Consider the following 21823-nt stretch of genomic DNA (forward strand, 5'->3'; position numbering starts at 1 on the left):
GTGAGGGCTTTGAGCTGAGGACTGACGGGCATGGGGTGTTGCGGGCGCAGGACGGCATGCTCGTCACCACGGAAGCCAGAAACAACGCAGCAAACCATGCCAAGGATATGGGGGAAACAACCCAACGACTGGGGGCTGCGCAAGATCAGCACGACGCGCTGGCCGAAGCAGCGCAGGTGCACAAGGCGCAAGAGCAAGGCGCTGATCAAGACCTCGTGCAGAAGGCTTTGAAGGCGCAGAACGACGCCATTCACGGCAAGGAAACGCAGAACAAAGATGGCCGCTTCCCTGAGTTGAACGAGCCACACCTCGTGCTCGCCAGCCCCGCTGGCATCGAGACCAGCACGCCGGGCAGCATCCATCTGCACACCGGAGAGCACGCCGGCTTCACGAGCCAGGGGCACACCTCCATCAGCACTGCCAAGCGCTGGCTGGCGAGCGCAGCCGAAGGCATCCGCGCGTTCACGCACAAGAAGGGCATCAAGCTCATCGCAAGCGAAGACCCGATCGAGATCCAGGCGCACCGCGATGAGCTGATTCTGGTTGCGCACAAGGACGTCGTCATCAAGAGCGTGGAAGGCGAGTTGCACATCACCGCGAAGAAGAAGGTCGTGATCATCGGCGGGGGCAGCTACTCGGAGTGGAGCGAGAGCGGCATCCAGCACGGCACGGCCGGCACCTGGCAGGAGCATGCGGCACTGCATGCGCAGGTCGGGCCCATGAGCCGGCAGGTGCCTGACGTGATCTTCCCGCGAGGTGAGTTCTCCGGGAAGAACGCGACGGAAGACGGTGGCCACTTTCTCTCCCTATAGGAGCCCCCATGATCATCAGCCCGCCATTCCTGCCCCCGCGTCCAGTCAACCAGATCGATGCCGAGTGGGTCGACTTCGCCATGTCTCAACCCGCAGGTCGTGCGCCGGGAACTTCGGCACTCGAGGGATCATTTCCGGTGAGTGCATCGCTGATGTGGCACAACGGAGTCCATATCCAAGCCCCGCGAGAAGGCGCCGGCTACGCCTCGGTGCGTGCTGTGGCAGATGGACAAATCATCTTCGCGAAGGCTGGAACGAAGCCCAACACCGATCCTGCCGACCCCCAAAACTACAGTCCCGAGGGCCCCCAATGGAGCGATAACGGCATCGTCATCATTCGGCATAGCTCGGAGATTGGTGCCAGCAACAACGCGGCGGCGACACCAACATCCTTTACCTTCTACAGTCTCTACATGCATTTGTCGGAGCTTGCCGTAGCCGAGGTCAAATCAGGAAACAAGCCCCTCGACATTCGGCGCAAAGCCCCGCTAGGGAAACCTGGTTGCATCTACAGCCATCCGGGACAGATTCACTTCGAGATCTCCTGTGACACCGATAGTCTGCGGCACATCTTGAATCGTGCACCGGGTTGGCAGGAACATGCGCCGGCTATCACGCCAACAGCCGATGGGCGTACCGACGTAGTCTTCGGCAGCACTTTCATCTACTTGAGCGCCAGTACACCGACAAGTGTTAGCAGGCCGACAACTCATGTACGTACGCCGCGCGGCGGCGCCAGCGCTGCCACGGATCATGTGGTGCCAAACACGCTGCAGGAGCCGCTGTGGGTGGAGATCCGGTACGAACGCGGTGATTCAATCTTGCGCAGCTATGACTGCCACGGCATTCCCATCGGCACCTCATTGCGGAACCCGGACTCCATGCTGCCCAACACGCTAAGGAAAGGCCAGTTTGAGTCAGATAACGAGTACAACTTGTACAAGCAAGCGACCGATCGCCACAAGAGCCTTGATGCAGCGACGCAAGCCTCCAGCAGTCCCAGTGGATGGTATGAACTGTTGCGCTTTGGCCGCAACTTGGGCCATGGCACCGGACGGGATCCACTGCCAGCAAACGCCGCCCATTGGCGCAGGATTCCGACTGCTACAGGCTCGGTATGGGCTGACTTGAACGCTCAAGGAAGCTTCAAATTCAGCGATGCGGACTTCCTTCCCGTGGCGAGTTGGAACTGCTATGACGACGACCCCAAGCCAATGAATCAATTGTGCGAGTCCTATCGCTTACGCCGTCTGCTGCGCGATCCTCAGGCGACACATGGGCAGGCTGAAAAAATTGTGGAAAGCGAGGAGCGCCGAATGTTGGCCAAGCGTTTGGGCGCGTCGGTACTTCGACGCTCCTTGCGGAGGGTCATCTGCAAGTTCCCCAGCGAATGGGATCAGAACAGCATCGAAGCTCGCCACCAGTGGCTAAGAACACAAGATGAGGGCTACAAGTTGGAGACTCCCAGCAACTGGGAAAAATTTGTAAAACACCTCAAGTCAATGAGCTTCTCAGATCTGCCGGCAGCCTACATACAGGCCAACTGGAGATTTCATCCCACCGAATTTATTGCATTCTTCAGACAATGCGGATGGTTTTCCGAATCGGAGCTTGCACAAATCTACTCGGAATCAATCTACAAATCCGTCAACAAGACATCTCTTGAATACAAAAATATCTATCGACTCCCCATTAACAGAGCCTTCCGAAAATACTCCTTAAACACTCCCGAACGGGCGGCCCATTTCTTTGGACAAGCCGCCCGCGAGAGCTACTACTTCATGATAGTCAGAGAGATTTCTGTCAGGACCGATATTGCCATAAGAAACAATCACATATCCATTCAACCAGAGCACAACGGATATTTAAGAATCACCCCATCAAACTCAACTCAATTATCCTATTTTTCAAACACCGTCAAATATGAAGGCAACAAGATATTGGGAAATACAGACGCCGGAGATGGCATAAAATTCCGTGGTCGCGGGATGAAGCAACTTACAGGCAGATTCAATTATTCGATGTATTGGATTTATCGCGGCTGGCTTTCCATTTCGTCTTATGACAAGAATTGGTTTTTGAAGCCCGGAACACCCGGCCCGATCATCTCTGATCCACAGCTGGCAGGAGATGATTCATTCAGCGCAGTGGACACGGCTTGCTACTACTGTGTCACACATCAAATTCCGGCAGAGGCCGATGCAGGAATCAGTGAGGCCACCTCAAACGCCGTCAGTCGACGGGTGAACCCTGGGGAGAAGCCGCCATCCACTGTGAGATGGAATGAAACAAAAAATTCCTACTCAATATTAGGCGATGAATAAATCATCTTTTTTGATTATACTAGCCTTTCTTTGCGCGAACTTCCCCATATCGCACGCAAGAAACACTACCCCTCAAATCTCCATCTCGAACGAGTCAAAAATTACAATCAAAACAGAAAATGGGACACACACCTATCACTTGAATCAAAAAATCTCTCAAGCCAAAGCAAATTGCCGAAAAAACAACGTCCTTGTCTGGGGCAGCCCCAAGAAAACCTCAAATGAAGCACCTCAGGCCGCCTACCTCTCATTGATCGAAATACGCAAGAAAAAAGTGATTTACTCTGGGATTTTGGGAGGTGGTGTCAGAGAGGTTCGCTATCCCCGATCAGGCGACTGGGCACTGATCCACACGAACCTGTCGTTCTTCATCAATTTGAAAACTGGCGCTCGAAAATACGCCAGCGAGTCCTACGACCCGGAGAGCTTTTCGGAAGAGACATGTGACGGGATGCCCGTCATCAACGCGAAGTAGACATCCTCATCCGCAAGCCGATCTGATGGCGATACTCAACGCTTGATCCAAAGGCCGCGCGCTAGGCTCGCGCCGAAGCCCCCGCCAGATACCACTGCCCCAACAACCGCGCCACGGCCCGCACGCGCTGCGTATCCCGCCCCCAGCGCCGGCTGGCCGGCAGCTTCTGCGCCCATTTCATGCGTCGCGCCGCATTCGCGATGCGCTCGCGCACTTCCTCGTTCACGCCGTTCAGCGCCGCATGCCAGTGTTGCCCTGCGGCCTGTGGCGCAGCGGCTTCGAGCATCATGGCCGTGGAGTGCAGGTAGCTGAGCCAGTCGCGGGCCTGGCATTCGGCCAGGGTCATGACCTCGGAAGGGTCGTCCTCGAAATCGATGTAGCCGATCACGCCGTCGGGGCACTGCACGAGGTTGCGGTCGAAGGCCTGGCTCAGGTGCTGGCCGCACACGTGCACGGCGGCGATGGCGGCCAGGCCTTCGCGCCACACGGAGAGCAGCGCGGCAGGGCCTGCGGCGGCGGCCTGGTCGATGCGCTCCTGCAGCACCACGGTGGCGCGGCCGCTTTCGCCGAGATCGGAAATCAGCAGCCCGTCGGCCTGCTGCGCCAGCACGAGAGGCACGCGCAGGCCCGCGTCGGCCAGTTGCTTCAGTCGGCGGGCTTCGGTGGCGATGGCCGCCTCGCCGCCCGGGTTGGGCACGGGCTTGATGACGTCGAGCCCGGCGAGCCGCGCGGCCAGCGCCATCACGCGGTAGCCCCACTTGCCGTGGCGCGGGCCGGCCTTCTTGAGCCAGACGCGCTCGCTGCCGAAGCGGTGGCTGGCCACGTTCTTGGCCTGCCTGGGCAGGGTGACGCGCAGGAACTCGGCGTAGTCGCCGGGCGCGGATGGGGGCGACGCCGGGGCGTCATCGAGCGGCGCGGGCGCCGATGCGGCGCCCCGTTGGCTGTGCAGGCGCGTCGCGGCGCCTCCTCGTCTCAGTGGATTCATGCGGCCATGGCAAAGCCCGACGCCGCCAGCCCGTACGGGCCCTGCGTCACGGGCTGGAAACTCTGTGCACTGGCCAGCGGCCAGTAGGTGCGGAAAACGTTGTGCTGGTCGTCGAGCGGCCCGAGCAGGGCGCCGGGCTGCACCTGCATCACCAGGTTGCTCAGCAGGCGCACCTCGGTGTCGGAGATGCGGCGCACGATGTGGTGTGCGGTGATCTGCTGCGGATGGTCGAGCCCTGCGGCCTGCACCAGCTCCTGCAGCGCGTGCAGCGTGCTGCGGTGGAAGTTGCGCACGCGGTCGGCCTTGGTCGGCACCACCAGCGCCTGCTGGCGCACCGGGTCCTGCGTGGTCACGCCCGTGGGGCAGTGGCCGGTGTGGCAGCTCTGCGCCTGGATGCAGCCCAGCGCCATCATGAAACCGCGCGCCGCGTTGCACCAGTCGGCACCCAGCGCCATCATGCGCGCCACGTCGAAGGCGGTGATCACCTTGGCGGCACAGCCGATCTTGATGCGGTGGCGCAGGTTGACGCCGATGAGCGTGTTGTGCACCAGCAGCAGGCCTTCCTGCAACGGCGCGCCGACGTGGTCGCTGAACTCGACCGGCGCCGCACCGGTGCCGCCCTCGGCGCCGTCGACCACGATGAAGTCGGGCGTGATGCCGGTGGCCTGCATCGCCTTGACGATGCCGAACCATTCCCACGGGTGGCCCAGGCAGAACTTGAAGCCGGTCGGCTTGCCGCCCGACAGCTCGCGCAGCTTCGCGATGAAATGCATCATCTCCGTCGGGGTGGAGAAGGCACTGTGCGACGAGGGCGAGACGCAGTCCACGCCCACCGGCACGCCGCGCGCCGCGGCAATCTCGGGCGTGACCTTGGCCGCCGGCAGCACGCCGCCGTGGCCGGGCTTGGCGCCCTGGCTCAGCTTGATCTCGATCATCTTCACCTGCGGGTCGCGCGCGTTGGCAGTGAAGCGCTCGGCGTTGAAGGTGCCGTCGTCGTTGCGGCAACCGAAGTAGCCCGAGCCGATTTCCCAGATGAGGTCGCCGCCGTGCACGCGGTGGTGCTGCGAGATCGAGCCCTCGCCGGTGTCGTGCGCAAAGCCGCCCATCTGCGCGCCCTGGTTGAGCGCGAGGATGGCGTTGGCCGACAGCGCGCCGAAGCTCATGGCGGAGATATTGAACACGCTCGCGCTGTACGGCTGCGTGCAGACCTGCGCCGGATTCGCATCGGCCGGCTGCGGCGTGCCGCCGATCACGATGCGGAAATCGTGCCCGTCCAGCTTGGTGGGCTGCATCGAGTGGTTGATCCACTCGTAGCCTGAGGCCGACACGTTGAGCTGAGTGCCGAAGGGACGGTTGTCGGGCTCGCCCTTGGCACGCTGGTACACCAGCGAGCGCTGCGCGCGCGAGAACGGCGCGGCCTCGGCGTCGCTCTCGATGAAGTACTGGCGGATCTCCGGCCGGATGAATTCCAGCAGGAAGCGCAGGTGCCCGATGACCGGGTAGTTGCGCAGGATGGCATGGCGCGACTGGCGCAGATCGTGCACACCTGTGCCCGTGAGCGCTGCGAAAGCGGCCACCCCGATCCAGGCGAGCCACAGGTGCGGCGAGACCAGGACCATGGCCAGGCAGGCCACCAGACCGAGCACGCACAGGGCGAACGCGCTGTAGCGTGCAGGAAACGGAATAATCGTGGGCATAGTCATCAGATGTCGGCGGGAGCCTGCTGCATCATAGAGGGCTGCCCCAAACCTGCCATGACTGCTGCCATGACGACCACCCCAGACACCCCCGATACCCCTTCGGCCCTCGCGGCTGCCCCCCAACAACCTCTGGGCCCCGACGACTTCGACGCCCTCGACACCGCGCTCGACGCCATGCGCGAGCACGACGAGGAAATTCCCCAGTGGGAGTTCTGCGAAGGCTTCATGGCCGCACTGATCTGCACGCGCCGCCCCATCGACCCCACCGAATACTGGCCCGTGCTGCTGGGCGACAACTTCGTGCCGGCCCAGCACATGGAGTTCGTCTGGAACTGGAAGCGCCGCTGGCGCGAGATCGAGGAAGGCCTGGACGCCCCGGTCGAAACGCTCGAGGACGAACGCAGCTGGCAGCCCGAGGTGCTCGACACGCGCGGCGCCATCGCCTCGCTGCCCGAGGAAGAACGCGCCGAGATGGCCGGCGAAGAGATCCCCTCGTTCGCCCAGGTCTGGGCGCTGGGCTTCATGTACGCGGTCGAGAACTGGCCCGAAGACTGGGCCACCCCGCGCGACAAGGAAGCCGCGCAGATGCTCGACGACGCGCTCGACAACATCGTCGCGCTGACCGAGGACGACACGGCCAAGCCCACGCTGTCGATGTACGACGAGAACGGCCCGCCGAGCGTGAGCCAGCAGCGCCTGGACGATTTCGGCGCCGCAATCTGGGCGGTGTACGACCTGCGCCAGCTCTGGAAGAGCCTGGGCCCGAAGGTCGAGACCATCCGCAAGGAAGCCGAACCCGGCCGCAACGACCCGTGCCCTTGTGGCAGTGGAAAAAAATACAAGAAGTGCCACGGGGCATGAACGCACCTCTGTCTGCGGTACTCCCGGCATGAGTGCCGCCGTGCCGGCGCAGCACGCTGCCTCCGAGCCCCTCACCGTGCGCGCGGCGTGGGTCATGGTTCTTGCGTTGTGCGCCGGCGTCGCACTGAGCCAGGCGTTCCGCACCGTCGGCGCGATCATGGCGAGCCCGCTGCAGGCGGACTTTCATCTGTCGGCCCAGGCCCTCGGGATCTTCTCGGGGGCTTTTCACTTTGCGTTCGGCGCGATGCAGCTCTTCATGGGCATCGGCATCGACCTGCATGGCGTGCGCCGCACAGTGCTGGTGGCGTTTCCGGTCGCCATCGCGGGCGCGCTGCTGTCGGCGGTGGCGCCGAACTACCTCGTGCTGGTAGCCGGGCAGGCGCTGATCGGCGTCGGCTGCGCGCCGGCCTTCCTGGTGTGCACGGTATTCATCGCCCGGCACTTTCCGGCGGCGCGCTTTGCGACCGTGTCGGGCATGGTGCTGGCCATCGGCGGCCTGGGCATGCTGGCCACGGGCACGCCGCTCGCGTGGCTGGTGCAGGCGTTCTCGTGGCGCGCCGGCTTCCTCGTGCTGGCGCTGGCCTCGGCACTGGCCTGGCTTGCGATCTGGCGCTGGGTGCACGAGCCCGCGTCAGCGGTGCCGCAGAAGAAGGAGTCGATTCCCGAGGCGGTGCGCCAGTTCGGCGCGCTGTTCGCGATGCCGCACACGCTGGGCATCATGGTGCTGGGCGCGGTGACGTACGCGGCCTTCATCTCGCTGCGCGGGCTGTGGCTGGGCCCGCTGATGATGGAGCGCCACGGCTACTCGCTGGTGCAAAGCGGCAACGTCGCGCTCGCGGTGTCGGTGATCGCGCTGTTCGGCTCGCCGCTGTTCGGCCGCCTCGACCGCGATGGCGCCTCGCGCCGCCGCTGGATCGTGGCCTGCGGCATCGTCTACGCCGGCTTGTTCGCGCTCATCGCCGTGCTGCATTCCGCCTGGCTCGACATCGCGGGCATGGTGCTGATCGGCGTGCTCTCGGGCTTCATCGTCTGGCAGTACGCCGACGTGCGGGTGGCCTACCCGGCCGCGCTCACGGGCCGCGCGATGGCGGTCTTCACGATGGCGATGTTCCTGGGCGTCGCCTTCATGCAATGGGGCACGGGCGTGGCGGCATCGGTGGCGGCGGCGCACGGCGCCGATCCGCTGACCGCCGTGCTCGCGACCATCGCCGCGCTGCTGGTGATGGGCATCGCGGCCTTCGCGTGGCTGCCCGCACCCAAGTCCACCACAGCCTGATCGCGGAACACCGAGGAACCGGCTTTGCCGGGCCTCAGGTGTTGCCCCCGGCAGGGGGTTGGCGAAGCGACACGAAGTGCGCGCAGCCTGGGGGCGAGCCTGGTTCTAGATCTTGAAGGCGCGCTGAACGTCGGCCCGCACGAGGTCGGCGTACTCGCGGTGCTTGCGGATGTAGCCCGCAATGAACTGGCACACCGGAATCACATGCAGCCCCTTGGCGCGCGCCTCGTCGAGCACGTGCTTCGCGATGCCCGAGCCCACGCCCTTGCCTTCATGCTCGGGCAGCACCTCGGTGTGCGTGAACATGATCGCGTCGGTCAGCAGGTTGTATTCGGCGTAGGCCGCGAGCTTGCCGTCGAGCGCGGCCTCGTAGCGGTGCTGCGCTTCGTTGTTCGTGAAGGTGAGTGCGGTCGAAGTGGTCATGAGGGTTGGCGTGCAAGAAAGGTGGCGAGGTTGGCGGCAGCCGTGGCGCGCACTTTCTTGCGCAGCATGGGCGTCCAGCCCAGCAGCAGGCCCGGCGTGCCCAGCGCCTGCCGCGACCAGGTCCAGAACGGGAAGCTGTCGCGATGCGTGGCGATCAGGCCGTCGGGCGTGAAGGTGAAGCGCGCGTCGATGCTGTTGTCGACGAGGCGGCCGGTGGCGCTGAAGCGGTAGTGGGCGTCCCAGTGCGCGCTGCCCGTGCGGCCGTCGGCCTGCACGTCGCGCCAGCTCAGGCGCCACACGTCGGCGCCCTTGGCCTTGGTGGCGTCGCAGAGCATGCGCCACATGCCGCCGATCTCGCGCCGCCCGCGCAGCGAAAAGGCCTCGTCGTCGAACACCGCGTCGGGCGCGTAGCAGGCGGCCATGGTGGCGGCGTCGAGCTGGGAGAACGCGCTGTAGAAGCGCTCGATGGTCGGGGCGTGGGTGGCTGCGGTCATGGGGCCTCGCGGTGGTGGTGTCAGATCATCGCCGGGATGTTGCGCACAAGGAAGTCGTAGACGGCGCGGATGCGACGGTCGGTGCGGATTTCGCGGTGCACCGCGAGCCACACCGGCAGCGACTGGATCTTCAGTTGCGGCAGCACGCGCACCACGCCGGTGTCGCTGTGCGCGAGCGACTCGCTCACGAAGCCGATGCCCATGCCCTGGCGCAGCGCCTCCCAGTAGGCACCCATGTCGTCGGTGCGAAAGCAGAAGTCCTCGCGCTGCAGCGGCGTGCCCAGCTGGGCCGACATGCGGATGATGGTGTCGATGCTGTCGTAGCCCAGCACGTCGTGGCGCAGCAGGTCGCTCGTCTGGCGCGGCATGCCGCGCCGGCGCAGGTAGTCGGAATGGGCGAAGGCGCCGAGCGCAAAGGTGCCGATGCGGCGCGCGACCACGCTGGCCGTGGTGGGCTGCGACATGCGGATCGCGATGTCGGCCTCGCGCCGCAGCAGGTTGCTGATCTCGTTGGTCGAGACCAGGTCGACCTGGATGTCGGGCAGCTCCTGGCGCATCCGCACCAGCAGGCTGGGCAGCATCTGGCGCGCCGTGGCCTGGCTGGCCGAGATGCGCACCGAGCCGGCCATGGCCGTGTTGGCACCCGACACGCTGCGCGACAACGCCAGCGCGCCGCTTTCCATGGTGCGGGCCGCCTCCGCCAGCCGCGTGGCCATGGCGGTCGGGCGCAGGCCCTGGCCGGTGCGCTCGAACAGCACCACGCCCAGCTGTGCCTCAAGCTCGGCGATGTGCCGGCCCAGCGTCGGCTGACTCGCGCCGAGCTTGCGCGCCGCGCCCAGCAGGCTGCCGTGGTCGAGGGCCGCCAGAAAGGAACGGACGAGTCGCCAGTCGAACTGAAGGTCGGGGTTCATAGGCGTTGGCGGGTGTCCCGCATTAACATGCGCCCCCGATGCCGGTTCCCGCAGGGCCGGCGCCCTGGCGGTGGGTGCAGAAAAAATATCCTAACAGTCAGTCGCCCCGCCCCGCGCACACAACCCAAGGGGACGCATCCATGGCCGAGGTGATCAACGACTGGCAGTTCGTCGAGGCCGTCATGGCCGCCCGCACGCTCGAGGAGGTCGCGCAGGTCAACCGGCGCGCGATGCGGGCGATGGGCTTCAACCACGGCGCCTACGTGCTCAAGCGCCCGGTGCCCGCGCCCCGTGCCGATGCGCCCGCGCAGGACGCGTTGCTGTTCTTCCACGAGCTGCCCCAGGCATGGGTTCGCAGCCGCTACGAGTCGCTGCGCAGCAGCGCCGGCGAACAGGCCGACGCCCGCGTGCAGCATGTGCGCGCCGGCATGCCGGCCACCGCGTGGAGCTGGCTCGGGCAAGTGAGCCACACGCGCGCCGACATCGGGCAGCGCGCACGCGGCCTGCTGCGAAGCGCCGGCGAGCACGGGTTGAAGGCGGGGCTGACCGTGCCACTGTGGACGCCCGGCATCGACTGGGCCTTCATGACCCTGACCACCGATGCAACCGCCGACCTGCGCGAACTGCGCGCGACGTTGGCGCCGATGAGCTACTTCGCCTCCTGCCTGCATTCGACCGTGCGCCGGCTGCAGGGCGATGCGAAGGTGCCGGTGCTGAGTGCGCGCCAGCGCGAGGTGCTGCACTGGGTGGCCGTCGGCAAGTCGACCTGGGAGATCTCCGAGATCCTGCACATCAGCGAGCGCACCGTGTACTTCCACCTCGTGGGTGCCGCCCGCAAGCTCGACACACAGGGCCGCTCCGCCACCTGCGCACGGGCCGTGGCGCTGGGCCTGCTCGTCCCTTGAACTGATCCCGGACCGCCCTCCCCCTGTCGGAAACGACAGGGGTCTGCGCGAGGCCGTGGTGGGCGGTGCTGCAATCGGCCACGGGCAGGCTGTCGGGATGCCCGGACCTATTCATTTCTGCATATCGGAGTTGAAGGTCCCGGCCATTGTGTAACACGCCCGATGCTTCAAAGAATCGAGCCCATGAGAGAACGCAGAGATTTCGTGCGCCTGCTGGGAGGCGGCTTCGCGGTGGCGGCGGGCGCGGCAGCGCTGGCCACCTGGTGGCTCCACGCCGATGTGCCGGCTGCCGCCTTCGAGATCTGGAACGGCCCCGGCGACGAGCCCGATGTGCGCAAGCGCGCCGTCGCCTATGCCGTCACCGCGCCCACGGCCTACAACGGCCAGCCCTGGCTGGTCGACCTGCGCGAGCCCGATGCCATCGTGCTGTACACCGACCGGGAACGCGTGCAACCCGCCACCGATCCCTTCGGCCGCCAGCTGATGATCGGCCACGGCGCGTTCATCGAGCTGCTGGTGATGGCGCTGGCCCAGCAGGGTGTGCAGGCCCGCGTGCAGCTGTGGCCGCAGGGCGAGCTGGCGGGCGCGCCGCAGCAATGGCCGCACCTGCCGGTGGCGCGCCTGACGCTGTCGCGCGGCGGCACGCCCGATCCGCTGTTCGCGCAGGTGCTGCGCCGGCGCACGCCCAAGCAGCGCTTCGACACCGGGCGCGCGGTGTCGGCCGACATGCTGCAGGGGCTCACCGCGGTCGTGGCCTCGAGTGCGGGCAGCAGCGTGCAATCCGCCGGCACGGTCGACATGGCCCGCGTGCTGCCGCTGCGCAAGCTGTGCGCCGCGGCGGCGCGCGTGGAGCTGGTCACGCCCCACACCGCGCGCGAGAACCTGCGCATGCTGCGCGTGGGGCCGCAGGAAATCCTGGCGCACCGCGACGGCTTCTCGCTCAACGATCCGGCGATGCGCATGGCGGTCGCGCTGGGGCGCTTCGACCGCGAAGTGCCGGCGGCCGAGGACAGCCTCTCCTTCCGGCAGACGCTGCGGATGTTCGAGGACCAGGCCCACACCGCGATGGGCTTCGTCTGGATCAGCACCAGCGGCAACAGCCACAGCGAGCAGATCGCCGCGGGCCGCGCCTACGTGCGCCAGCAGCTGCGCGCGACCGACCTGGGCCTGGGCATGCAGCCCATGAGCCAGCCGCTCGAAGAGTTTCCGGAGATGGCGCCGCACTACGCGGCGGCGCACGACATGCTGATCGGCGCCGCACCGTCGCGCCATGCGCGCAGCCCGACCGTGCAGATGATGTGCCGCCTGGGCTTTCCGATGGCGCCGGTGCCGCCCGCGCCGCGCCGGCCGGTCGGCGATTTCATGCAGGCCTGAAGAAGCGCCCGAGCGGCGAGCGAGGCGCTCTCAGCGCGGCAGCAGCTGGATCAGCGTCTGCAGCGCGTAGTGCACCGTGGCCGCGCGCACCGCGGCGCGGTCGCCGTCGAAACGCCGGCGCTCGGTGCGCACCTGCCCGTCGACCGACCAGCCGAACCACACGGTGCCCACCGGCTTGTCGGGCGAGCCGCCCGCGGGGCCGGCCACGCCGGTCACGGCGACGGCTGCGCGCGCCGGTGCGCCATGGGCGATGGCGCCCTCGGCCATCGCGCGCGCCACGGGCTCGCTGACGGCGCCGTGGGCCTCGATCAGCGCAGCGTCCACGCCCAGCATCTCGGTCTTGGCGGCGTTCGAGTAGGTGACGAAGCCGCGCTCGAACCACACGCTGGAGCCCGCCAGGTCGGTGCAGGCGCCGGCGATCAGGCCGCCGGTGCAGCTTTCGGCGGTGGCCATCATCCAGCCCCTGGCCTGCAGGCGCTCGGCCAGCGTCGCGACGAGCGCGGGAATGTCCTGTTCGGCCAAGGCCTGAACTGCGGAAATGGAAGGCTCCATCGGGTTCACCATGCGCGCCACAGCGCAATGACCAGCAGCGTGCAGAAGGCCGCCACCAGGTCGTCCAGAAGAATGCCGAAGCCCGCGCGCCACCACTGCACCCGCTCGGGGTCGCGCGGCTTGAAGACGGCGTCGGCCCAGCCCACCGGTCCGGGCTTGGCGGCATCGAAATAACGGAACAGCGCAAAGGCGATCACCTGCGCCCACAGCCCGGCCGGCGTCACCAGCCAGAGCACGAGCCAGAAGGCGACCACCTCGTCCCACACGATGGCGCCGGGGTCGGAAACGTTCATGTTCCGGGCGGCGACCGTGCAGGCCCACCAGCCGATCGGCAGGCCGGCCAGAATGATCCAGCCGATGGTCGCGGGCGTGAACCACAGCTGCATGACCACGAAGGCGGCCCAGGCCCAGAGCGTGCCGACGGTGCCGGGCGCGAAAGGCGACAAGCCCGAACCGAAGCCCAGCGCAATGAAGTGCGCCGGGTGCGAGAGCAGAAAGCGGAATGTGGGTCGGCGCATCGGGGGACGCGGCAGAGCGCCAGTGGCGGGCGAGGGATTCGAGAGAGGAGAAACGGCTTGCATCGGTGCCGGAGTGTCGCGCATCCCTGCCGGCGGCGGCGCCTTGTAGTTTTTATTTATCAAAGACATAACTTGTTTAATTGAGGGGCGCCGCCTAGTATCCAGGCTCCTTTTCCGTTCTGCTTCGTTCCCATGTCGTCCTCTTCCCCTTCCCTCGATGCCGCCCCGAGCGCGCCGCCGCCCACGGCCGCGTGGCGTGAGCTGTTCAGCGGCCGCAACGGCTGGCGTGCGCTGGCGCTGACCGGCGGCGTGGCGCTGCACGCGGTCAACGTCCACATCGTGACCACCGTGCTGCCTTCGGTGGTGCGCGAGATCGGCGGGCTCGACTGGTATGCCTGGAGCACGACCCTGTTCGTGGTCGGCTCGATCCTCGGCGCCACGCTGTCGGTGCGGCTGCTGGCCGCGCGCGGACCGCGTGGCGCGTGCCTCACGGCGCTGGCCGTGTTCACCGCCGGCTCGGTGGGCTGCGCGCTGGCACCGGCCATGCCGTGGCTGCTCGCGGGGCGCACGGTGCAGGGCCTGGGCGGCGGCCTGCTGGCCGCGCTGAGCTACGGACTGATCCAGCGCGTGTTCGAGCCCCGGCTGTGGCCGCGCGCGGTGGCGCTGGTGTCGGGCATGTGGGGCGTCGCCACCTTGTGCGGGCCGGCCGTGGGCGGGCTGTTCGCGCAGGCCGGTCATTGGCGCTGGGCCTTCTGGGCGCTGCTGCCGGTGGCGACGGCGCAGGCCCTGCTGGTGACGGTGCAGCTGCGGCCCGCGGCCGGTATCCGGCATGACCGTCCGGCGCAGATGCCGCGCGTGCCGGCGCCGCAGATCGCGCTGCTGGCGCTGTCGGTGCTGGTGATCGCGGCCAGCGGCTTCTGGCCCGGCCTGGCGGGACAGGCGGTGGGCGTGATGCTGGGCCTGGCCATCGGCTTTGCCGCCACCCGCATCGACCGCCATGCGCAGAGCACAGGCGCCGTGCGCCTGCTGCCGACCGGCGCCTATGTGCTCGGCACGCCGCTGGGCGCCATCTACGCGAGCGTGGCGCTGCTGCTCATCGGCACCACCACCGAAATCTTCGTGCCCTACTTCCTGCAACTGCTGCACGGCCACACGCCGCTCGCGGCGGGCTACCTCACGGCGGCGATGGCGGGCGGCTGGAGCATCGGCTCACTGCTCTCGTCAGGCCGCAGCGGCGCGGGCGCCGACCGCATGCTGCACGCCGGACCGGTGGTCTGCACGGCGGGCCTGCTGGCGCTCGCGTGGCTGCTGCCGACGCCGGGCGCGCTCGGCGCCCCTGTCGAGACCACGCTCGTGGCGATAGCCTTGGCCGCTGTCGGCTTCGGCGTGGGCATCGGCTGGCCGCACCTGCTGACGCGCGTGATGGCGCTCGCGCCGCGCGGCCAGGAAGGATTGGCCTCGGCCTCGATCACCACCGTGCAGCTCTACGGCATGGCCGTCGGCGCGGCCGTGGCCGGGCTGGTGGCGAACGCGGCGGGGCTCACGGTGCCGGGCGGCGTGGACGGCGCACGCTCTGCTGCGATCTGGTTGTTCACCATCTTCGCGCTGGCGCCTGCAGTCGCGGCCTGGTTGGCGCGGCGCGCGTCAGCGCGATAGCGCACGCGCCCTTCGCGAGACACCGCGGAACCGGCTTTGCCGGGCCGCAGGTGTCGCCCCCGGCGAGGGGGTTGGCGAAGCGACACGAAGTGCGCGAAGCCTGGGGGAGTACCAGGTCAGGCCAGCACGCCTTCCCAGGCGAGGGCTCGCCGACGGCCACGCTCGCGGCGCGATTCGCCGCGCAAAGTGGCGACGAGGTCGTACACGTCAGCCGGCAGGTGCGCACCGCGCCAGGCGATGTGCTGGTCCGCGCGGCAGATCACGAGCCGGTGCGCGTAGGCCTTGGGCAGGCTCGCGGTCTCGATGTCCAGCACCGTGAGCGGCATGCGGTAGGCGGCGGCGGCGCGCTCCAGCGGGCGCACGTCCACGCTGCGATCGAAGCGCAGCAGCGTGTAACCCGGACCGAAGGCGTCGTACAGCGAGCGCCCGTCGGCCAGCCAGAAATGCGGCGCGCGGCAGCCGGGCACGGTGGACGGCGTGAACTCGCCCATCGAGTACGGCGGCGCGCGGTGCTCGCCGTCGGGCACGATGATCGGCGAGCCGGTGTAGAAGTAGCCGAAGTTGAGCCCGCCGCAGCAGAACTGCTGCACGTTGAGCGCATACGCCTCACGGCCGATCTCGGCGCGCAGCGCGTCGCCCGCGGGTCCGGGCGCCTCGATGTCGGACGGCACGGCGCGGCGCGCGCGGATCATCTTCTGCGCATGGTCCATCGCGAACTGTGACACCTGCTCGGTGATCGGCAACCGTTCGGCCTCGTAGGCATCGAGGATGGCCTCGTCGCCCCAACCCTGCACGCAGGCGCCCAGCAGCCACGAAAGATTCAGCGCGTCGGCGATGCCGGCGTTCATGCCGTAGCCCGCATACGGCACCCACAGGTGCGCGGCGTCGCCCGCGAGGAACACGCGGCCTTCGCGGAAGCGCGTGGCCACGAGGCGCCGGCCGACCCAGTCTTCCTTGCTGATGATGTCGTAGTGAAAGTCCGGGCCCACGCCCAGGATCTCGCGGATCGAGGTGTCGCGGTCGACCGAGTCGAACTCCGGCTCCTCGGCGTTCAGGTGGTTGTGCACCAGCCAGGTCTCGTGGCCGTCGATGGCGAACATCGTGCCGCAGCGGCGCGGGTTCATGGCGTAGTACGACCACGCGGGCTTGCCGGGAATCAGCTCGCGCAGCTTCGGCGCGCGGATGAAGGTCGACTGCACGCGCTGGATCACGGCCGTGCCTTCGAGCTTCGCGCCGATCTGCTTGCGCACCTGCGAGCTGCCGCCGTCGCAGCCGACCATGTAGCGGCAGCGGATGCTGCGCGTGGCGCCGGTGTCCATGTCGGTGGCGACCGCGCGCACGCCGTCCGCGTCCTGCGTGAAGCGCTCGAACTGCGTGCGGTTGAGCAGCGTCACGCCCGGCAGCGCGGCCGTGTGCCGCAGCAGGATGGGTTCGAGGTAGATCTGGTTGATGCGGTGCGGCGGCTCCGGCGTGGGCCACCACGCGTCGGGGCCTTCGGTCTCGGTGTAGCGGTCGCGGCGGCACGGAATCGGAATGCGCGTGAGCTCGGTGCCCGTCACCGAGGTGCGGAACACCACGTCGTTCGGGTGATCGGCCGGCAGCCCCGCATCGCGCAGCTGCTGCGCCACGCCCAGGCGGCGGAACTGCTCCATGGTGCGCGAGGCCACGTGGTTGCACTTCACGTTCGGCGGTTCGGCGAAGCGGCGCGTCTCGCACAGGATCACCGAGACGCCGCGCGAGGCCAGGTCCATCGCCAGCGTGAGGCCCACGGGGCCGGCGCCGACGATCAGCACGTCGGCTTGCATCGAGGTATCAGCGGTCGTCGTCATGTCTGTGTGAGCCTGTCGTTCAGTCGAGCTTGATGTGGGCGTCCTGGATCACCTGGGCCCACTTCTTGGTCTCGGCGCGGATGTAGCTGTCGAAGGACTCCACCGAGCCCGGCGCGGGCTCCACGCCGAGCGCGCGCATCGCCGTCTTGACCTGCTCGTCGGCGAGCGCGGCGTTGATCTCGGCATTGAGCCGCGCCACCACAGGCGCCGGCGTGCCGGCCGGCGCGACCACGCCGAACCAGCCGGTCGAGTCGTAGCCCGGCAGGCCGGCCTCGGCCACCGTCGGCACCTCGGGCAGCATCGGCAGGCGCTGCGGGCTGGTCACGGCGAAGGCCACCAGCTTGCCGGCGCGGATCTGCTGCAGCGACGACGGCAGGTCGACCACCGCGAGCGGAATCTGCCCGCCCAGCACATCGAGCGCCGCCGGGCCCGAGCCCCGGTACGGCACCTCGACCAGCCGCGTGCCCGCCATCTGGTTGAACAGCGCCGCCGACAGGTGCATGGCCGTGCCGTTGCCGCCGTGGCCGATCGACAGCGAGGCCGGCTTCGCCTTGGCCAGCGCGATGAGTTCGCGCTGCGTCTTCGCGGCCACCGAGGGATGGCCGACCAGCACGAACGGAATCGCCGCCAGCATGCCCACCGGCTTGAGGTCCTTCTGCGGATCGAAAGGCATCTGCGGGTACAGGCTCACGTTGGCCGCCAGCGCGCCCGCCGCGCCCACGCCCAGCGTGTAGCCGTCGCCCGGCGCCTTGGCGACCAGCGTCAGCCCGACGTTGCCGCCCGCGCCGGGACGGTTGTCGACCACCACCTGCTGGCCCAGCTTCTCGTTCAGGCGCGGCACCAGCATGCGCACCACGCCGTCGGCGCTGCCGCCGGGCGGGAAGGTCACGACCATGCGGATGGGCTTGGTGGGGAAGTCGCCCGCGGGGGCTTGCGCCAGGGCCGAGCCGGCCAGCAGCGCACCGGCTGCTGCGGCCCACAGCAGTCGCCTGCGTCGCTCACGAAACGCGCGCATGCCGCGGGCGATGGGTGCTGTCATTCGGGCCTCTCCTTGAATTCGGTGTTTTCGCTTTGATCGGAGATTGAACGATGGCAGGATTCATTCGTAAATCAAGAAATTCCGAATGATTTTTCAAATTTTCTGATGAATACGAACTTCAGTCCTACGATCCGCCAGCTGCGCGCATTCCTCGCCGTCTACCAGCTGCGCAAGCTGGGCGCCGCGGCCACGCGGCTGTTCGTCACGCAGTCGGCCGTGAGCATGCTGATCCGCCAGCTCGAGGAGGGCCTGGGCACGCGCCTGTTCGACCGCACCACGCGCGCGCTCAAGCCCACCGCCGCGGCCGAACAGATGATGTCCACCGTCGAGCGCGTGCTGCGCGACGTCGATTCGCTGTCGGCCGATTTCCGCGAACTCGCCACGCTCGAACGCGGGCGCGTGACGCTGGCGATCACGCCCACGCTCGCGGGCTTCCTGCTGCCCGATGCGTTGCGCGCATTCAACGCGCAGCACCCGAAAGTTCGCGTGCTGGTGAACGACTGCGCGCCCGACCAGTTCATCTCGCGCATCCTGGGCGAGCACGTGGACTTCGGCATCGGCACGCCCGAGCGGCCCGGCCCCGAGGTCGAGGTGCAGCGCCTCATGCGCGATCACCTCGCCGTGGTGTGCCGCACCGACCATCCGCTGGCCACCGCGCGCGTGGTGCGCTGGTCCGACCTGGGACGCCACCCGGTCATCACCGTGCGCCCCGGCTACGGCGTGCGTCCGCTGATCGACGGCACCGCGGCGGAGGCCGGCGTGACGCTCGACGTGGTGAACGAGGTGTCCTTCCTGTCCACCGCGCTGTGGATGACGGCAGCCGGCATGGGTGCGTCGATCATGCCGTCGGCCTTCGCGCGCGCCGAGAAGAACCCGGTGCTCGTGGTCAAGGTGCTCAGCGCGCCGCGCGTGGCGCGCGACATCTCGATCGTCACCAAGCGCGGCCACTCGCTGTCGGCGGCGGCGCGGGCGTTCATCGAGGCGCTGAAGAAGAGCCTGCAGTAGCCGTGGACGCGGGCCGGTCGTATGCTGGCCGGTCGCTTCTTCTCACGAAAGCAGGTGCCCATGACAACGACCACCCGATCCCTTTTCTCTTCGGCATGGCTGCACCTGGCGCTCGGCCTGATGCTTTCGATGCTGCTCGTGGCTTGCGGCAACAAGGAGGCCGAACAGCGCACCGCCTTCATCACCTACCTGCAGACCCGTGTGCTCGACAAGCCCGGCTTGCGCGTGCCCACGCCCACCGCCGAAGAAAAGACCTCGTTCGGCGACTACGCGCAGCATTACGCGGTGATCACCGACTTCAACGAAGGCATGAACCGGTCGGTGAGCCAACCGATGACGCAGATCATGGCCAAGGGCGCGCTGCGCTCGCTGGCCGACCTGCCGGCACGCCGTGACGATCTCAAGGCCGCCAAGGAGGGCCTGGGCGGCTTGCGCACCGCGCTCGATCAGCAATTGACCAAGGCCGATGCGGCGCGCGCACAACTCAAACAGCCCGACGACCTGAAGCAGGTCTATGGCAAGGCCTATGAGAAGACGGTGACGACGCCTGCCGCCACCTTCAAGGAGGTGTTTCCCGCGCTCGATGCCGTGTTCGACAGTGCGTTGGCCATTGGCGACTTCATGGAGAAGAACAAGTCCAAGCTCCAGGTCTCCGGCGCCACGCTCACCGTGACCGATCCGGCGGTGGGGACCGAACTCAACAAGATGGTGCAGCAGCTGAGCAGCCAGTCGGCCGCCATCAACACCGCGCAGGACAAGATGCGCGCGGTGATGCGCGGCTCGTGATCAGGGCCTGTTGCCCTAGACGAAGTGGTCGAACGAGCCGAAGCGCTGCGGCACCGGCGCGCCGCTCGCATCCACGATGCGCAAGCCCGCATCGGCCTCGATGCGGCCAATACGCGTGACGCGCGTGGCGCTCGCCTGTCCGGCCTGCTCGACCGCCGCGCGGGCCGAGGCCGGCGCGGTGAACACCAGCTCGTAGTCGTCGCCGCCCGAGAGCGCACAGGTTCGCAGCACCTCGGTGGGCAGGCCGGTGGTGTCGAGTGCGATCAGCGCGGTGGCAGCGTCGGCGTCGAGCGTGGCGCCCACGCGGCTGGACGCGAGGATGTGGCCCAGGTCGCCGATCAGGCCGTCGCTCACGTCCACCGCCGAGGTGGCGATGCCGCGCAGCGCCTGGCCGAGCGCCACGCGTGGCGTGGGCTGCTCCATGCGCGCGCGGGCCGCGTCGAAGGCCGTGGCCGAGAGCGCGATCGTGCCGCGAAACACCTCGAGCGCCAGTCGCGCGTCGCCGAGCGAGCCGCTCACCCAGAGATCGTCGCCCGCGCGCGCGCCCGAGCGCAGCAGCGCGCCGCCGGCCGGCACCTCGCCAAACACGGTGATGCAGATGTTGAGCGGGCCGCGCGTGGTGTCGCCGCCCACCAGCTCGCAGCCGTGCGCGTCGGCCAGCGCGAACAGCTCGCGCGAGAAGCCTTCGAGCCAGGGCTCGTCCACGCCGGGCAGCGCCAGCGCCAGCGTGAAGGCCAGCGGCTTGGCGCCGCAGGCGGCCAGGTCGCTGAGGTTCACGGCCAGCGCCTTGTGGCCCAGGCGGGCCGGCGCCACGGTCGAGAGAAAGTGGCGGCCCTCCACCAGCATGTCGGAAGAGACGGCGAGCTGCATGCCCGCGGCCGGCGCGAGCAAGGCGCAGTCGTCGCCCACGCCCAGCGGCGAGCGCGTGGCGGGACGTTTGAAATAGCGTGTGATCAGGTCGAATTCACCCATGGGTGCGAGAGCATAACGACATGGCGCATCACCGGCCCCGGCCGTTCGCCCACGTTCTACCGCGAACGGGGGATGGCGCCTGGCGGCCGTTGCGAGAACCATGGCGCCCGTACACGAGGAGTTCGCCATGGCTGTCTACTGGGACGAAACCAAGTTGCAGATGGGGCCACACGGCACCGCCACGATCCTCGCGTTCGGCGATTCGTGGTTCTGGTACCCGCTGCCGGGCGGCTGCCTGCTGAACTACCTGGGCGACGTGGTCGGCACGCGCGGCCACGTGATCCTGGCCAAGGGCATGAACGGCGCGGAAACACGCGACTACGTCGACGGCAAGTACCGCAACGCCGTGCGCGAATCGCTGCGCCTGTACGGGCCGACGCTGTCGGCGGTGTTCATCAGCGGCGGCGGCAACGACTTCGCGGGCTTCAACGACCTGCGGCCGCTGCTCAAGACCGACTGCTCGGGCGAGACGCAGGCCGCGCAGTGCTTTCGCAACGGCAAGGGCGGCTTCGACCAGTTCCTCGTCGAGATGGACGAGCAGTACCGCGCGCTCATCGGCCTCATCTACACCCGCACGAGCGTGGACTGCCACATCGTGATGCACAGCTACGACTACGCCCCGCCCACCGGCGAGGCGCTGTTCGGCCGCGAAGGCTGGCTGCGCCCGGCGCTGGTCGACGCAGGCGTGGCGCCGGAACTGTTCAAGCCCTGCGTCGACCACCTGATCGACGGCTTCCACGGCATGCTGCTGAACATCGCCCAGGGCGACCCGCAGCACCTGCACGTGGTGGACAGCCGAGGCACGCTGGGCCCGACCGACTGGGCCAACGAACTGCACCCGAACGGCCGCGGCTTCAAGAAGATCGCGGTGGAGCGCTGGAAGCCGGTGCTTCAGCCGTTGAGCCTGGCCTGAGGCTCATCGGCGG

Annotated in this window: 21 protein-coding genes; 11 read left to right on the forward strand and 10 right to left on the reverse strand. The window is 67.7% G+C overall.

Annotation, left to right across the window (positions count from 1 at the left end):
* The 3 genes from D3H34_RS13230 to D3H34_RS33925 all read left to right on the forward strand — a co-directional run.
* The coding region (locus D3H34_RS13230; RefSeq protein ID WP_147400420.1) for a DUF2345 domain-containing protein at positions 1–812 on the forward strand (812 nt) is incomplete at its 5' end.
* Between the two features lie 8 nt (positions 813–820).
* Entirely contained in the window at positions 821–3136 is a 2316-nt protein-coding gene (locus D3H34_RS33920) for a M23 family metallopeptidase (RefSeq protein WP_147400421.1), read from the forward strand.
* Complete coding sequence (locus D3H34_RS33925) at positions 3129–3611, forward strand: hypothetical protein (protein ID WP_147400422.1); 483 nt, start codon at positions 3129–3131, stop codon at positions 3609–3611. The genes D3H34_RS33920 and D3H34_RS33925 overlap by 8 nt, the downstream gene beginning before the upstream one ends.
* A 61-nt stretch (positions 3612–3672) precedes the next feature.
* On the opposite strand, the gene D3H34_RS13235 is transcribed toward D3H34_RS33925, so the two are convergent.
* Both D3H34_RS13235 and D3H34_RS13240 read right to left on the reverse strand, forming a co-directional pair.
* Complete coding sequence (locus tag D3H34_RS13235; RefSeq protein WP_119553923.1) at positions 3673–4596, reverse strand: BUD32 family EKC/KEOPS complex subunit; 924 nt, start codon at positions 4594–4596, stop codon at positions 3673–3675.
* On the reverse strand, positions 4593–6293 hold the full coding sequence (locus tag D3H34_RS13240) for an FMN-binding glutamate synthase family protein (protein ID WP_119553925.1): 1701 nt from the start codon (positions 6291–6293) through the stop codon (positions 4593–4595). The genes D3H34_RS13235 and D3H34_RS13240 overlap by 4 nt, the downstream gene beginning before the upstream one ends.
* Positions 6294–6362: 69 nt before the next feature.
* On the opposite strand from D3H34_RS13240, the gene D3H34_RS13245 reads away from it, so the two are divergent.
* On the forward strand, positions 6363–7157 hold the full coding sequence (locus tag D3H34_RS13245; RefSeq protein ID WP_119553926.1) for a YecA/YgfB family protein: 795 nt from the start codon (positions 6363–6365) through the stop codon (positions 7155–7157).
* A gap of 94 nt (positions 7158–7251) precedes the next feature.
* Positions 7252–8433 carry an MFS transporter gene (locus D3H34_RS13250; RefSeq protein WP_119554085.1) on the forward strand — a complete coding sequence of 394 codons (1182 nt, stop codon included), beginning with the start codon at positions 7252–7254 and terminating at the stop codon, positions 8431–8433.
* A gap of 105 nt (positions 8434–8538) precedes the next feature.
* Here D3H34_RS13250 and D3H34_RS13255 read toward each other — a convergent pair whose 3' ends face one another.
* The 3 genes from D3H34_RS13255 to D3H34_RS13265 are packed head-to-tail and all read right to left on the reverse strand — an operon-like array spanning position 8539 to position 10261.
* A complete protein-coding gene (locus D3H34_RS13255) occupies positions 8539–8856 on the reverse strand; it encodes a GNAT family N-acetyltransferase (protein ID WP_119553927.1) in 318 nt (105 codons plus the stop codon).
* A complete protein-coding gene (locus D3H34_RS13260; RefSeq protein ID WP_119553928.1) occupies positions 8853–9350 on the reverse strand; it encodes a nuclear transport factor 2 family protein in 498 nt (165 codons plus the stop codon). Before D3H34_RS13260 ends, D3H34_RS13255 begins: the two co-directional genes overlap by 4 nt.
* A gap of 20 nt (positions 9351–9370) precedes the next feature.
* A complete protein-coding gene (locus D3H34_RS13265) occupies positions 9371–10261 on the reverse strand; it encodes a LysR family transcriptional regulator (RefSeq protein WP_119553930.1) in 891 nt (296 codons plus the stop codon).
* Between the two features lie 140 nt (positions 10262–10401).
* Between D3H34_RS13265 and D3H34_RS34675 the strand changes: the two genes are divergently transcribed.
* Both D3H34_RS34675 and D3H34_RS13275 read left to right on the forward strand, forming a co-directional pair.
* Positions 10402–11166: a helix-turn-helix transcriptional regulator gene (locus D3H34_RS34675; protein ID WP_167481190.1), complete on the forward strand. Its 765-nt coding sequence runs from the start codon at positions 10402–10404 to the stop codon at positions 11164–11166.
* A 183-nt stretch (positions 11167–11349) separates the two neighbouring features.
* Entirely contained in the window at positions 11350–12540 is a 1191-nt protein-coding gene (locus D3H34_RS13275; protein ID WP_286185681.1) for an Acg family FMN-binding oxidoreductase, read from the forward strand.
* 30 nt (positions 12541–12570) lie between these two features.
* Here the strand turns inward: D3H34_RS13275 and D3H34_RS13280 are convergent, their stop codons facing one another.
* On the reverse strand, positions 12571–13092 hold the full coding sequence (locus D3H34_RS13280) for a CinA family protein (protein WP_286185683.1): 522 nt from the start codon (positions 13090–13092) through the stop codon (positions 12571–12573).
* 5 nt (positions 13093–13097) lie between these two features.
* Positions 13098–13610, reverse strand: coding sequence for a phosphatidylglycerophosphatase A family protein (locus D3H34_RS13285; RefSeq protein ID WP_286185684.1), 513 nt, complete (start codon positions 13608–13610; stop codon positions 13098–13100).
* 192 nt (positions 13611–13802) lie between these two features.
* Here D3H34_RS13285 and D3H34_RS13290 point away from each other — a divergent pair, with 192 nt between their 5' ends.
* Positions 13803–15266, forward strand: a complete 1464-nt coding sequence (locus D3H34_RS13290) for an MFS transporter (RefSeq protein WP_119553936.1) — start codon at positions 13803–13805, stop codon at positions 15264–15266.
* Between the two features lie 116 nt (positions 15267–15382).
* On the opposite strand, the gene D3H34_RS13295 is transcribed toward D3H34_RS13290, so the two are convergent.
* On the reverse strand, positions 15383–17095 hold the full coding sequence (locus D3H34_RS13295) for an FAD-dependent oxidoreductase (RefSeq protein ID WP_119553937.1): 1713 nt from the start codon (positions 17093–17095) through the stop codon (positions 15383–15385).
* A 19-nt stretch (positions 17096–17114) separates the two neighbouring features.
* Complete coding sequence (locus D3H34_RS13300; RefSeq protein WP_119553938.1) at positions 17115–18134, reverse strand: Bug family tripartite tricarboxylate transporter substrate binding protein; 1020 nt, start codon at positions 18132–18134, stop codon at positions 17115–17117.
* A gap of 105 nt (positions 18135–18239) precedes the next feature.
* On the opposite strand from D3H34_RS13300, the gene D3H34_RS13305 reads away from it, so the two are divergent.
* Both D3H34_RS13305 and D3H34_RS13310 read left to right on the forward strand, forming a co-directional pair.
* Entirely contained in the window at positions 18240–19139 is a 900-nt protein-coding gene (locus tag D3H34_RS13305; RefSeq protein ID WP_119553939.1) for a LysR family transcriptional regulator, read from the forward strand.
* 120 nt (positions 19140–19259) lie between these two features.
* Positions 19260–19925, forward strand: coding sequence for a DUF3053 domain-containing protein (locus tag D3H34_RS13310; protein ID WP_167481192.1), 666 nt, complete (start codon positions 19260–19262; stop codon positions 19923–19925).
* A 15-nt stretch (positions 19926–19940) separates the two neighbouring features.
* Here the strand turns inward: D3H34_RS13310 and thiL are convergent, their stop codons facing one another.
* On the reverse strand, positions 19941–20897 hold the full coding sequence (gene thiL / locus D3H34_RS13315) for a thiamine-phosphate kinase (RefSeq protein WP_119553941.1): 957 nt from the start codon (positions 20895–20897) through the stop codon (positions 19941–19943).
* A gap of 127 nt (positions 20898–21024) precedes the next feature.
* Between thiL and D3H34_RS13320 the strand changes: the two genes are divergently transcribed.
* Positions 21025–21810 carry an SGNH/GDSL hydrolase family protein gene (locus D3H34_RS13320; protein ID WP_119553943.1) on the forward strand — a complete coding sequence of 262 codons (786 nt, stop codon included), beginning with the start codon at positions 21025–21027 and terminating at the stop codon, positions 21808–21810.
* The last annotated feature ends 13 nt before the right edge of the window (positions 21811–21823 follow it).

The organism is Acidovorax cavernicola, from assembly GCF_003581445.1.